The following is a 12,965-nucleotide window of genomic DNA, read 5'->3' as shown; positions in this document are numbered from 1 at the left end:
AGCGGGGATCGTCAGCCGAGCGGGGAACGCTTCCGCCCGACCTCCACGGCCACGGGGAGCGAGGAACGACCAGCGGGGGATCGTCCAGCCGAGCGGGGAACGACCAGCGGGGACCGTCGAGCGGGGATCGCTTCCCCTGGCCTCCACCGGCCACGGTGAGCGGGGAACGCTTCCCCTTGGCCTCCACGGCCACGGCGAGCGGGGGACGTCGAGCGGGGGAACGTCCAGCCGAGCGGGGATCGCTTCCGCCCGGCCACCACGGCCACGGCGAGCGACCAGCCGAGCGGAGACCGTCCAGCGGGGAACGCTTCCCCCTGGCCTCCACGGCCACGGTGAGCGAGGAACGTCGAGCGGGGTTCGTCCAGCCGAGCGGGGAACGCTACCGCCCGACCTCCACGGCCACGGCGAGCGGGAAACGACCAGCGGGAAACGTCCAGCGGGGATCGTCAGCCGAGCGGGGATCGCTCCCGCCCGGCCTCCACCGGCCACAGTGAGCGGGGAACGTCGAGTCGAGCGGGGACCGCTTTCCCCCGACCTCCACGGCCACGGCGAGCGGAGAACGACCACCAGCCGAGCGGGGGACGCTTCTCCCTGGCCTCCACGGCCACGGGGAGCGAGGAACGCCCAGCGGGGGACGTCCACTGCCGCCCGACCTCCACGGGCACGGCCACGGCAAGCGACCAGCCGAGCGGGAAACGTCCAGCGGGGATCGCTTCCGCCCGGCCTCCACGGCCACGGCGAGCGAGGAACGACCAGTCAAGCGGAGACCGGCGAGCGGGAATCGCTTCCCCCGACCTCCACGGCCACGGCGAGCGGGGATCGCTTCCGCCCGGCCTCCACAGCCACGGCGAGCGGAGAACGGTCCAGCGAGCGGGAGGCCCCACCCGCCACGGCCACGGCCACGGCCACGGAGAGGCTGCGAGTGCACGCCAGCCTTGTCCACCGCCGTCCGGCGGTTCAGGCTTCTAAGGCCGCTGGAACTCGCCGTCGATCACGCCACCCATGAAGGCTGTCCATTCGCCCGGCGTGAAGATCAACGTCGGCCCATTTCCCGAGTCCTTACTGTCGCGAACCGCGACAGACCCGTCTCCGAGAAAAGCGACCTCCACACAGTTTCTCTCCGCATTGCTGTGACTACTCTTGCGCCATATCGCGTCAGAAAAGTCGTACTCTTTCATTTCCCTATCTCCCTCGCGGTCTGAGAAATCAAGTCCTTTACTGAGGACTCGTCAAGGGCTGCGTCCCAGATACTCGCACAAACCTACGACCAGCGGACCCGGCATCAGACCCCGGCACGTCCAGCAAGGACCGCCACCCGCCGGCCTCCACAGCCAGGGCGAGCGGTCAGCAGACCGGGGAGCGGACCCCGGGGAGAGAGACCAGCGGGAATCGCATCCCCCGGCCTCTACGGCCAGGGTGAGCGGGGAACGTCCAGCCGGGATCGTCCCGTCGAGCGGGGACCGCTTACCCCGGCCTCCACGGCCACGGTGAGCGGGGAGCCGAGCGGCGAGCGGCGAGCGGTTCCGCCCGATCGGCCGACCCGGGGACTTGCAGGGCGCTTGCAATGGTAAGCACCCTGCAAGTGCGCCTCGGACGACGCCCCAGTTCCGCGAGGAACGGCGCGGGGATGTCGGTAGCCATCGAATCAATCGTCTACACGCTCCGCCAGTTCCCGGTATTCCACAAGCACGCCCTTGACTGCATCCGTGACCGGGGGTTCCTCCGTGAGCACTGACCAAGTGTAGACATCGTGCTCGGTTAGCTCGACCGGCTCAGATGCCATCACGTCCACAGCAAAATTGAACTGCCGACTTTTCTTGCCGCTGCCGCTCATGTAATCGAAACAGCCGAGATATTCACCAATGCTCACTACATCGAGCCCGGTCTCTTCCTTAACTTCCCGAATCAAGGCTTCATCGAGGCTTTCGTCAGGATCGACCTTTCCGCTCGGCAACTCCCAAATACCACCCATAAAGTCATCGTCCGGGCGCTTGAGAAGCAGCACCTTACCGTCGTATTGCACCACTGCGCCCACGACGAGCTGTTGTACCTCGTCGCTTTCGGCTTGCGCGGTAATCTCTTCAAGTAGGGAGGCGTCCATCATCGCATCATTCTAGCAGGTCGCGGTAATGGTCAGCGACTTTCCGGAATGCCGCCATGTATCTATCGACCAATGGCATATCCTCCTCTCGGTGCCAGACTGGCAGTTTGAGTGTGTTGCGGTGAATCTCTTCGGCACGCGGGAAATCGCCAGGGGCGTAGCTGAACTTGCCCTCGTAGTGCGGGAACAACGGGCCGGGATTCTGAAAGAGCGGAAACAGGTTCAACGGACCGGTCGAACCTGGCCGGTCTACTTCCATACAGCCTTCGGCGTGTAGCGCTTCGTAGAACCGCTCAATTGACAGGCCGTCAAGCTCCTCGCTTCGATATTGCAGGATCAGTCCGTACCACGACGAGCGCACGTCTGACCCGAGCCGAGGTACGGCGATGCCCGGCATGCCGTCAAGCTGTTCAATCATCGAGGCCGCGATGCGTGCGCGTCCGGCAAGGTATTCGTCCAGGTGCCCGAGCTGATCGAGTGCGATACTTGCGGCCAAAGGGTGAATCCGGTGCTTGAGGCCCATGCCAGTCACGCCGTAAGGAGCGAGCTGGTAATCTTTCGGCAGTTCGTTCCGGCACCGTTTGTTGTACTGGCCGTGCAGCAGGGTTCGGTAATATACATCCTCTACGTCCGTCAGCACGAAGCCGCCTTCACCAGCCGAGAGCGGCTTTGGTCCGTTCATGCTGAAAGCTGCCGCTCGCCCGAACGTCCCCGTCTTCTGCCCGGCCATGCTCGCCCCATGGGCGTGCGAGGGGTCTTCGAGCAGGTGTATGCCATGACGTTCGGCCAGCGCACGCAGGCCGAACGCGTCGGCTGGCGTACCCCACATATGCGTGACCACGATAGCGAAAGTACGATCGGTGATCTTTTCAGCCACGTCACGTGGATCGAGGTTGCCGTTCGCGTCGCAGTCCGCCAGAACTGGTGTGGCTCCTAGGTGCAATAGCGGCGTCACCGTGGCGAAGAATGTATAGGCGGGTACGATGATCTCGTCGCCCGGTCGTACCCGACAGGCCGCGTACATGGAGTGCAGCGCCGCTGTTCCCGAGCTGGTGAGGACCGCGTACCGGACGCCGAAATACTCGGCAAGTGCGTCTTCGAGTTGCGCTATGACGCCAGAGCGATCGTAGATCGAGATGCCGCTCGCGAGCTGGTCAAGCACAGCCTTGGTGGTGCCGTTGGTCAACGGTGGCCAGGTAAAGTGTGGCGTCGATTCGGGGATGGTCGGCTTACCGCCGAGTAGGGCGAGGGGCGAACTCACAGCAGCTCCTTCGGATTGATGTAGGTGTGAGTCCGCGCGGACTCGTAGCAGGCCGCAATGAAGCTCATGTGCGACAGATTCTCTTTCGGGCCACTGACGTTTGGCCGCAAACCCTCGATGACACGGCAGAAGTAGTCGATCTGACCGGCTGCCGCCGAAGGCCAAGATTGTTCACGGGACAGCGACTCAATGGCCTCGCCATTGTTGTTCAGGCGACGAATCCGGCCACGCTCCAGATGCACGATGCCCTTGGACCCCACGAGCCGAATCTGTTCGGCTTTGGGTCCGATGAAACGCGAGAGCAGCAGCGAGCCGTACAGGCCGCTGTCGTAGGCGAAGTGAATGAGCGCGGTGTCCTCGGCGTCATATTCACGATCGGGCCGCGCGCTGACCGAGATATCTGCGAGTACCCGATCAGGTAGGCCGAAGTACCACAGGATCATGTCGATCAGATGATAACCCATATCGATGACGCAGCCACCCCCGGCTTTAGCAGTCTTGCCGCGCCAGCCTTCGGAAGGGTCGGCAATATGCAACGTGTATTGCGCGTCCACCACGAATGGCGTGCCAATCTGGTCGGCCAGTTGCGTAAAGCTCGTGTATATGGGGTTAAAGCGGCGCTGCAAGGTCACCATGAGCTGAACGCCGCTCCGTTTGCAGATATCCGCGAGCGCTTGCGCTTCCGCCATATTGGTGGCGAACGGCTTTTCTTTGAGTATGTGCACGTTGTGCTCGGCCGCCGTCTCTATGACCGCCCGGCCGACGTGATGTGGTACGCAAACCACGACGAGGTCAAGATTCTCGGCCTTGAACATCTCACGATAGTCGGTATAGCCCTGTACTCGATGCTCGTATTGCTGCCCACGAACGACTTCCGGATTCTCATCGCAGACCGCTACCAGATTCGCGCCGTCCGAAGCGTGCAAGCCCGGAATGTGGTCTTCGAGTGCCTGCTTACCCAGGCCGACGACGCCCGCACGAAGCTTCATACGACGCTCCCGATTGATATTGATTGGAAGCCACGACGATTCGAGTTCAAGCCCCATGTCAAGAGAAACCTTCGGTCGATGAACCCGGAAACGGGTCCGCAATTGTCGCAATGATCTCATCCGCACTTCTCGCACTGGGCAGATGACCGTAGTTGCCCCCCCAACTCGATACCTCCTTTCTGATGCAAGCGTCATCCCACTCCTTCTGGGGTCGGATACATGACCAGCACCTGGGCCCCGGTCTCACGTTCCAGGTGTTCTTTCATGGCGCGCTGTAGTCTCGGAAGGCGCGCCAAGTGATAGAGGGTGAGCACCGCGACTACTTGAACCCCGTCCCGCTTGCACGCTTCGATAAGCGCATTGAACGCCGAATCCCATACGCCGATCTGTTCTATGTAGATATCGGCAAGCGTGAAGTCCTCTTTATCGGCATAGGCTGCGAGTTCCCTCTTAAGTGCGTCGAGCTCACCAGCAGACGTAAATGGTCTGGGATTGAGATAGCCGAGTAACAGCGGTCGCATAGGCACTCCTCATAACGTGGAGATATGACCGGCGACGGGCTCAAAGGGGTTGCTAGCGTTACCGATTCTGTCGGTCTGCAAGACGGTCAGATCACTGCGAGGTTGTGCTCTGCCAACACCGCACGCCCGCACGGCCACACCGAGCCGCAGATGACGCACAGACCCCTCACGTTCTCGTGCTCGGTGATCTCCCGTGCGGCTACGGCGCAGAGCTGGGCAATCTCGGGCGGGTAGTAGTCGATCGTAGGGAGCGTGGTCGCTCCGTCCGCGAGATCCATGCTGGTTCGCCTCCGTTGGCCAGATACCGGGGCGAAATCGCTGCTGCTCAAACGCCGCGGATCGCATACCCTTCAGGTAACCGGCAGTAGCCGGGCGAAACCACAGCAAGGGCGAGCCGAACATGCGGCAAGACTGACGCATCGACCCGCCTGACCTGCACATACTGTGCCAAGCTGTGGTCAGATAGCCAGGGTGGGAGGTCCGGCATGGCGTCCAAGCGGCAGCGGTTCGCTGCCCGCCGAAAGGCCGTGGGCTACAGCCAAGAACTGTTTGCTGAACGTGTGGGGGTCGAGCGTTCCACTATCGTCCGTTGGGAGAGCGGCGAGAGCGAGCCGCAGCCCTGGCTCAGGCCCAAGATCGCGCGGACGCTCCAAGTCTCACTTGAGCAGCTCGACAGCCTGCTTGCCAAGGGTGACCCGAGCGACATGGAGACAGCAGACCGCGTGGACTTCGCACTCAGGCACCCCGCAAGCGTCGATCTGGTCAGCGTTGGACACCTTCGACACCAGGTACAACAGCTTGACGAGCGCTACGACCGCGCGCCGTCAACCGCGCTACTTGCCGAGGCCGGACAGTGCCTCGGACGAGCGAGCTTCCTGAGCGCCAATGCCGCCAGCGGCCGGGTCCGGCGGGAGCTGTACGCCGTGGAGGCCGAGGCGGCCACCCTCATGGGACAGCTCGTGTGGGACGCCTCGCAACGGCGTGATCATGCGTCCGCACACAGGTATCTCGATCAGGCCGTGACGGCTGCCCGGCAGTTCCGCGATCCGGTAGCCGAAGGGCTCGCCCTGCTGCGTAAGAGCTTCGTGGCGCTCTACGGAGAGCGTGACCCACGCGCCGGACTCGACCTCACCGCGCAGACCGCCGAGACGACGAAGGGCACCAGTCGGGTACTGACCGGCTTGGCTGCGCTGCATGCCGCCGAAGCGAACGCCATGCTCGGGCAACTCCGGCCTTGCGAGCAAGCTCTGATGGAAGCGGAGGCCCAATTTGGCCAGATCGAACCCACCGACGCGGCGATCGACCTGTACTCACCTACGCAGTTCGGCCGGCTCGCGGGTTCCTGCTATCTCTTTCTCAAGGACGCCAAGCGGGCACAGCCGATCCTTGAAGAGACCGCGCGAGAGTTGCATGATCGCTCGAAGTCACGGGCCATTGTTCTCGGAAACCTGACCCTCGCTGCGATCCGTCAGGACGACCTCGAAACGGCAGCGGCACGGCTGCACGAAGCCATAGACGTGATCGAGGTTACATGGGGCGGTGGTGGACTGAATATTGTGTTCGGTGCAGGACGTGAACTGCGGAAATGGCGTGCGCTGCCGGTCGTCCAAGACGTGTATGACCGGTTGCTGAGTCTGATGACAGCGGCATAGGGAGCCCGGGTATGACTAATGTAGGCGTGGACCAGGCGAAGCAGGCCGTTCGGGAACGAGTCTGGATTCTTCTCGAAGAGGCCCATGCAGTCGCGCGTGGCGTCCAGGGGCGGATTCCGGCCTTCGTTGGGGCGGAAGAGGCCGCTGACCGGCTTGCTACGCTCCCGATCTGGGAACCCGCGCAGGTCGTCAAGGCCGTGCCAGACAAGGCACAGCTCCCAGTACGAGCCCGTGCACTCACGGACGGCAAGCTCGTCTACATGGCCGTGCCTATGCTGGCCGACGCCCTACCGTTCTATCTACTTGACCCGAAGTCCCTCACCGTGCCGCCCGCCGAGGCAGCAGCCAAGGAAGTAGCGGCAAGAGTCGCGCGCAAAGTCAGCGTCGAGGAAATGCAGCCGGTTGACCTGGTGGTATGTGGCAGCGTGGCCGTCAATCGGCAGGGAGTACGTCTTGGAAAGGGCGCAGGCTACTCGGACATCGAGGTTGCGCTACTTCAAGAAGCCGGTCTTATAGGGCCGGACACAACCATCGTGACCACCGTGCATACGTTGCAAGTCGTTGATGAGCCATTGCCGGAAACTGAACACGACTTCTCCGTGGACCTGATTGTTACGCCTAACGAGGTTATCCAGTGCGGGCCGCCGCGGCGCCCCACCGGCGTAATATGGGAGCACCTGAGCACAGAGAAGATTGCGGCAATACCAGTGTTGGGGGCGCGGAGAATCACAAGGGGTTCATAGTTTGGACTGATATTAGTGTTCTCATCTTGTTTCCCGTCACACGACCTCCGGATTTTCCAGGCTCATGATCTCAGAGCCGAAATCGGGTTGGTCATAAGCTGCGAGTAGGCGACCACGGTCCAGCAGCGTAGCGAGGTTCTTGTCATAGGGCAGGCTCATCAGCAGCGGGTCCCCATCCTCGGGGAAGGTGCGAAGGAACCCGTCATCCCGAACCGTGACGGGTTTCCGTTTGGAAGTCCAGTCGAAAGAGATGCGCCGTTCCTCGGTTCTCCACTGGCCGATCGTCGCGGGTGCCCGCCGGTGCATTCCCAACCGTAGACCGGTGAACGCCTGGAGCTGGATAGGGACCCCTTCAGCTTTCGGGTCGCCGCTGGCGTAGGCCAACTCGAACGCTGACCGTAGACGATCCTCGCTCTCTAGCGCCCTGTTCATCGGGATTCCGCGCGTCTTCGGGGGTCGCCGGTCGGTTCGATTCTCTGTGGCCCCACCGAAATACAAACCTGGTTGGACGATGAAGATTCCCGCGGGGTACTCTTTTAGATCCCATCCTCCGAGCTGCTTCGTCGACGTGAAACCAGTGGGAAGCGCCGAGCAGAAAATGCCGTCGGTGGCGAGCATCCACACGTCAGCGCCGCAGTTTCCAGCCTGGCAGGCCGGGAGCGAGTGAATGAACTTCTGTAGCTGGGTACGCGTGTAGGCGGTGATGAAACTCGACCAAATAAAATTGTTGTACGGCGCGGCTCCCGTGCGTTGCGCCATCTTCCCGTACAGGCTGTTCAACGCGAGTTTGAGGACCTTTCCCTGACTGTCCTTCTTCAGCTTCAATCGTTCCTGGTACAGGCCCGGAACCCAGGGGAACATGTCACAGGTGCACTCGCGATGATAGGTCCAGCTATCTTTGATCCGAAACTTCTGGTGTTTGCTGGCCTCGATTTCAAAGGACCAGTACCAGCCGTTGCCGGCCGTGGCGGGAAACATAACCCCGCCGGTGGGTTTCCGTACCGGGAGGCCGTAAAATGCCGCCGGCCCGGTCGCTGTGAACGAACCCGACGCGAAATACAGATCGGAGGTCGGCTTCCGGCCTGTGTGCTCCCAGCGGCCATGAACCAAACAGGGGACCTGTGTAAGCGCGTACGGGTAGGCGCTGTTGATGTCCACGTTGTAGACCGGACCGGGTATGTTACCGACCGCGCTCGTCTCGAATCTTCCGCCGTAGTAGGTGGCGTTCGCATCCTCGCACAACCGGGTGTTATCCCAGTAAGGAAGTTCCGTCTTGACAGCTACCTGATGGTAGCGCAGCAGAGTAGCGGCAAGGCTACCGGGTCCCTGCCATTTCGCGGGCAGGTATCCGATGGCACTACAGGTGGCCCTGAACTTGTTCATGAGCCGTTCCAGCAACGCGATCTCTAGCCCGTTGTAGATACGGATGTCCTCGGTGACTCCACCGAACTCGCTACGGGCATCCTTCCCGATCGCGATACTCTCGCGTTCCTCCGGCGTGCCGATATTCCAATCATTCAAGGTCTTCACGAAGCTCTGTTGAAAGAAATGGCCGACGTCGGAGATCTCGACATAGGGCCTGTTTTTGACGCCTGCCGGTGTGCTACGTCGGACCTTGAAGAACTTCCCCGGGAGATAGTCGATCTCGAATATTCCGACGTCGACCGGGACAGGAGTCGCGTACGTCCTGCCGTCCCGCATGGTCCGGAACCGCTCCGGCCGATTCAACAGGCGCCTAATCTTCTGCTCCGGTAGACCAGCACAGATCATCGACACGTCATAGTCGAAGAAATAGCCGACATAAATATTCGACGGGGCCAGATCGGCCATGAATGAAAGGCAATCTTCCCATGTCAACGGCGCCCCGGTTTCCAAGGCCCGATCTCCCGCACGCAGAAGATAATAGTGATGGCGCCCTTCCGCATCATTGCCGCCTTCACCATCGATCCCAATAAATGAGGCCGACGGGCGCGCCGTACCGGCATTCGCCGCATAGTTGCTGCGCTTCTCGCGTCGCCGTTGCTCGCGACCTTCCGGAGTGGCGCGACGGGCACGCCTGGCGTTGCGCTCGCTCTCTTTGAGCGTGTCTCCACCACGTTCGCGGTAGGCGCGCTGTATCTCACGACGGTAAGCGCGGTATTCATCGGCATTCATGATCTATCCAAACTTCCCGTGGTACCAGAATAGGGGGGCGAACGGGTTGGACCCCGCCTCATACAAGATCCGGTCGGACTTCCGGCGGTATTCGTCATCACCAGCGTGCGGATATTTCCCGCGTGCGGATGTCCGATAGTCATGGGCCATCTTCTCCAACCGTTGCGTGAGCCACTCATCGCCGTACTGCCTGCGTGCGTCGATAAGCATCTGAGGGGTAATCTCCGGGTCGCCGCGCAGGTCCATGGGACCGTACTTACCGGTGAGATACCGCTGATGCGCGTGCATCTGTTCACGCTCGCGGGTTCCGTGCCCGCGAGCCGCGGTAAGCTCCCCGCCCCCTTCGACATGGGCGATGGTCTGCGCTTCTGTCCAGCCGTTCTGTTTCTCGAAATGGGCGAGTAGCCTTTTCTGCTGCGCGGGTGCGCGATCCACCCACGGCTTACGCGGCCTCGCGGCCATCGGAACCCCTGATCAGATAGTCACAGGGAACAGGGGCACCAGCCGCGGTGACCTGCTCAAGCGTGCGGTAACCATGAGAAATCGCGTCGGAGAACGGCTTCCCGCGAATACCCCCGACCTGCAACCCGTGCTTACGGACGGAATCCATCGCCTGGCGCTGGTTCTTCCACTCCAGCGCGGACCGCATCAGCTCCCGGTTACGGCGCCGTACCGTCTCAACGTTCGGGTTGACGTCTCCAGACCGCGTGTCACGGTACACTTCCCCTGTCATCATCCATTCCCTTTCGCGTGCCCCCGTCCGGTCGCTGCTAGTCGACCGGACGGGGGTTTCTTGTGGTGGGTGGTCGATCGCTTTCGATGTCCGGCGTCAGCGGCTCACAGCCGCTCTTAACTAGCCCTCAAGAGAACACCTGAGACCACCACCAACCCCCCGGGACGATCGGCACGACGGGCGGGAGCGGGTCGGCCTCGACGGTGCCGGGACCGCCAGGCGAACCCTGCGGGAGCGGGTCGGCCTCGACGGTGCCGGTGCGTGGTTGCTGCGTCATACGTCTACAGTCGGTAATCGGCCTGTCGCTCTGCCGTGGGTAACTCTGGTATATCCGGATCGAAGAGACCCAGATCACATACCATGGTTCAGTGATAAACTCTGGTATGGCTCACCAAGCACCCTCGAAGATCGTCACTGACGCTGTTGCCGCGTGTGCCGCCTACCAGGTGGCGATCACCCCGCGACAGGTAGAGACCTGGATTGCTAAACGCTATGTACTCAGACCAAAACCGCCGTTGTCGGATGATCTCGTCTACTATCTTATGGATCTGTCGGCAGTCGTGAGACCGGGTCGTAATAAGAAGACTGGCGTTCTCGCCGCTATGGCTTACCGGGGGCACCATGAAATGATTCCGGAGCAACGTCTTCGTGACGATATCCTCGCGGTCATGGGTTGGAATGATGCGCAACCGAGCGGGAGCGATGCGATAGAGGCCGCGCGTGATCTGGTGGGCAAGGCGCGGACCCGAGACAATCCCCGGGCGATGGCGGCCATCCAACACGTGCGGGATGCTGCCGCGCAAAGGCCCCATGCGGATGGGCAGCATCCACGGAAAGCCTCGCGACGTCGGGCCATCAGTAAGGCGGTCACCGGTGATCCATCATTGGGTTATCTTGCGCTCGCGATGGATATTTGCCATCCGGAACCCGAGTCGACTGAGGTTAAGGTCGTCGCGGACGGCATGCTCGTTCATGGCGGCTCAACCCCACAGAACGCCGAAACGGTTCTCAGAACGGCGCATGGTCTCGCGGGTATCGATTCGGGTCGTGACATCGGTGACGAGCAGATGGGGCGGCTGACCCGGAAGCTGTCGACGTTGGATGGTGAAAAAATCCGGGTCGCTATCCAGACCGCCCCGATCCCGAGCATCGTTCGTAACGCCAGGCTCATGTATCCGTGGTTGTCCATCACGCACACACTGATGGGGAACATGGCGGATGAGCCGGAGGTCCAACAGCTATCCATGGTGTGGGGCGCCGCTCTCGCTACTTTCCTGACCGAACTGGAACTCCACCAGTTGGAAAGCATCACACAGTCACTTCACGAAAGGTCCCAGACAGATTAGGTGGCCGGGCACGGCGAGCCACCACCGCCACGCACGAGCTGGATACCGAACCGTCCGAGAAAGGCCGGTACCGTGACCGAAACTCTCACAGACCCGACTCACGACAGCGCGCAAGACGTTCACGGTGTGGCCGTCTGCGACGGGCACGGGCTCAGTATGAAGGTGGTACGCGGACACCTGGAGATCTCCGACCGGTGGAACGGCGAGCCCCGGATACGCCGCTACCCGCGCGCCGGGCACGGCCTGCGCAGGATCATGATTATCGGCGAGTCCGGTACCGTCACCCTGTCCGCCATGCACTGGTGCAGCGACCTCGGTATCCCTGTCATCGTGATCCATCCGGACGGGCGGATACTGTCGACGTCGACCTACACACAAACCGGCCTGGCCGCGAACGACGGACGGCTACGCAAGGCGCAAGCCCTCGCAGCAGACACGAAAACCGGCCTCGCTGTCTGTCACACGCTGCTAGCGGAGAAACTAGAACTGTCCGCCGACGTGGTCGACCAGTACCTGACCGACGATGATGGTTCCGTGTCCTCGTCTCTTCGTCGTGCCGGTCGGGCAGAGATCCGCATGGCGAGAACACCGGAACGCTGCCGCGAGATGGAAGGGGAAGCGGCTGCACTCTACTTCGGGGCATGGTCCGACGTCGATATCCGATTCTGCAAGACAGACCGTGGCTCTGTTCCGGACCACTGGCACCGGTTCGACTCCAGAAACTCGCGTGCGACCACACGACGGACCGCTAAGAAAGCATCGAACCCGATAAACGCCATGCTCAACTATCTTTACACGATTGCCGCTACCGAATGCCGCCTGTCGTGTTTCGCGATGGGACTTGACCCCACCATGGGCTACCTGCACAACGATGCCGCCAACCGGGATTCCCTCGTGTGGGACCTGATGGAAACGGTACGACCCGTAGTCGACGGATGGCTGTTGATGCTGCTCGCAGAGCACACCTTCACCCGACACGACTTTTCCGAGAGTCGGACCGGTTCCTGTTATGTGGAAGCACCATTGACCCATACGTTGGCCGCTACCGCCCCATTGTGGGCACGAGCCGTCGCACCACACACCGAAGCGGTCACGCACATCATCGCGAAATCGTCGCCGTATCCGATCCGGTGTACTACGCCGCTGACTGCTACCAGGATGCGGACAGCGCAAGGGAAACGGGAGTACCGCACCGTTGACCCGTACGGGTTCCGGCAGGCACTACCGGCACCCCACGAGCACTGCCACGCCGCCTGACTGGCCGTGGCATCGACCGTTCCCGCTGGACCAGCCCAGACCCGAACCCCGGGCGGGTACCTCCGGCGGGCACGGTCCCGCTTGATCGTGGTCGCTGACGACCGGAACCGCTGGACGTTCCCCCGCTCGCCTGGCCGTGGAGGCCAGGGGAAGCGATCCCCGCTGGACGTTTCCCGCTGGTCGTTTCCCGCTCGCCGTGGCCGTGGAG

At 62.0% G+C, this 12,965-nt stretch carries 12 protein-coding genes; 4 read left to right on the top strand and 8 right to left on the bottom strand.

Translation table 11 applies throughout. The annotated features are described in order from the left end of the window. Nucleotides 1–965 precede the first annotated feature (965 nt). The 6 genes from C1A33_RS10660 to C1A33_RS10640 form a co-directional block, all read right to left on the bottom strand. Nucleotides 966–1,178 (bottom strand): DUF397 domain-containing protein, encoded by a 213-nt coding sequence (locus C1A33_RS10660; protein ID WP_101831356.1) that lies wholly within the window; start codon nt 1,176–1,178, stop codon nt 966–968. A gap of 467 nt (nt 1,179–1,645) precedes the next feature. Beyond that, entirely contained in the window at nt 1,646–2,104 is a 459-nt protein-coding gene (locus tag C1A33_RS10655) for an NUDIX hydrolase (protein ID WP_101831355.1), read from the bottom strand. A gap of 4 nt (nt 2,105–2,108) precedes the next feature. Continuing rightward, the gene (locus tag C1A33_RS10650; RefSeq protein WP_101831354.1) at nt 2,109–3,362 is read right to left on the bottom strand and encodes a DegT/DnrJ/EryC1/StrS family aminotransferase; all 1,254 of its coding nucleotides are present in this window, start codon (nt 3,360–3,362) and stop codon (nt 2,109–2,111) included. After that, complete coding sequence (locus C1A33_RS10645) at nt 3,359–4,408, bottom strand: Gfo/Idh/MocA family protein (RefSeq protein ID WP_207770251.1); 1,050 nt, start codon at nt 4,406–4,408, stop codon at nt 3,359–3,361. The genes C1A33_RS10650 and C1A33_RS10645 overlap by 4 nt, the downstream gene beginning before the upstream one ends. A 134-nt stretch (nt 4,409–4,542) precedes the next feature. Then, nucleotides 4,543–4,872 (bottom strand): recombinase family protein, encoded by a 330-nt coding sequence (locus tag C1A33_RS34130; RefSeq protein ID WP_133150640.1) that lies wholly within the window; start codon nt 4,870–4,872, stop codon nt 4,543–4,545. 86 nt (nt 4,873–4,958) lie between these two features. Further along, nucleotides 4,959–5,150, bottom strand: a complete 192-nt coding sequence (locus C1A33_RS10640; RefSeq protein ID WP_101831352.1) for a hypothetical protein — start codon at nt 5,148–5,150, stop codon at nt 4,959–4,961. Nucleotides 5,151–5,357: 207 nt separating this feature from the next. On the opposite strand from C1A33_RS10640, the gene C1A33_RS10635 reads away from it, so the two are divergent. Next, nucleotides 5,358–6,524, top strand: coding sequence for a helix-turn-helix transcriptional regulator (locus tag C1A33_RS10635; RefSeq protein ID WP_101831351.1), 1,167 nt, complete (start codon nt 5,358–5,360; stop codon nt 6,522–6,524). 26 nt (nt 6,525–6,550) lie between these two features. Then, nucleotides 6,551–7,267 carry a 5-formyltetrahydrofolate cyclo-ligase gene (locus C1A33_RS10630; RefSeq protein WP_243407405.1) on the top strand — a complete coding sequence of 239 codons (717 nt, stop codon included), beginning with the start codon at nt 6,551–6,553 and terminating at the stop codon, nt 7,265–7,267. Nucleotides 7,268–7,303: 36 nt separating this feature from the next. Here C1A33_RS10630 and C1A33_RS10625 read toward each other — a convergent pair whose 3' ends face one another. Both C1A33_RS10625 and C1A33_RS10620 read right to left on the bottom strand, forming a co-directional pair. Next, a complete protein-coding gene (locus tag C1A33_RS10625; RefSeq protein WP_101831349.1) occupies nt 7,304–9,421 on the bottom strand; it encodes a DNA polymerase in 2,118 nt (705 codons plus the stop codon). A gap of 3 nt (nt 9,422–9,424) precedes the next feature. Further along, on the bottom strand, nt 9,425–9,883 hold the full coding sequence (locus C1A33_RS10620; RefSeq protein ID WP_101831348.1) for a hypothetical protein: 459 nt from the start codon (nt 9,881–9,883) through the stop codon (nt 9,425–9,427). Nucleotides 9,884–10,537: 654 nt separating this feature from the next. On the opposite strand from C1A33_RS10620, the gene C1A33_RS34125 reads away from it, so the two are divergent. Continuing rightward, entirely contained in the window at nt 10,538–11,500 is a 963-nt protein-coding gene (locus C1A33_RS34125) for a hypothetical protein (RefSeq protein WP_133150638.1), read from the top strand. 72 nt (nt 11,501–11,572) lie between these two features. Beyond that, nucleotides 11,573–12,757: a CRISPR-associated endonuclease Cas1 gene (cas1, locus tag C1A33_RS10605; protein WP_133150637.1), complete on the top strand. Its 1,185-nt coding sequence runs from the start codon at nt 11,573–11,575 to the stop codon at nt 12,755–12,757. Nucleotides 12,758–12,965 lie beyond the last annotated feature (208 nt).

Origin of the sequence: Frankia canadensis (assembly GCF_900197875.1) — a bacterium.
GTDB classification, from domain to species: Bacteria; Actinomycetota; Actinomycetes; order Frankiales; family Frankiaceae; genus Frankia; species Frankia canadensis.
This window is presented reverse-complemented; position numbering and strand designations above follow the sequence as displayed.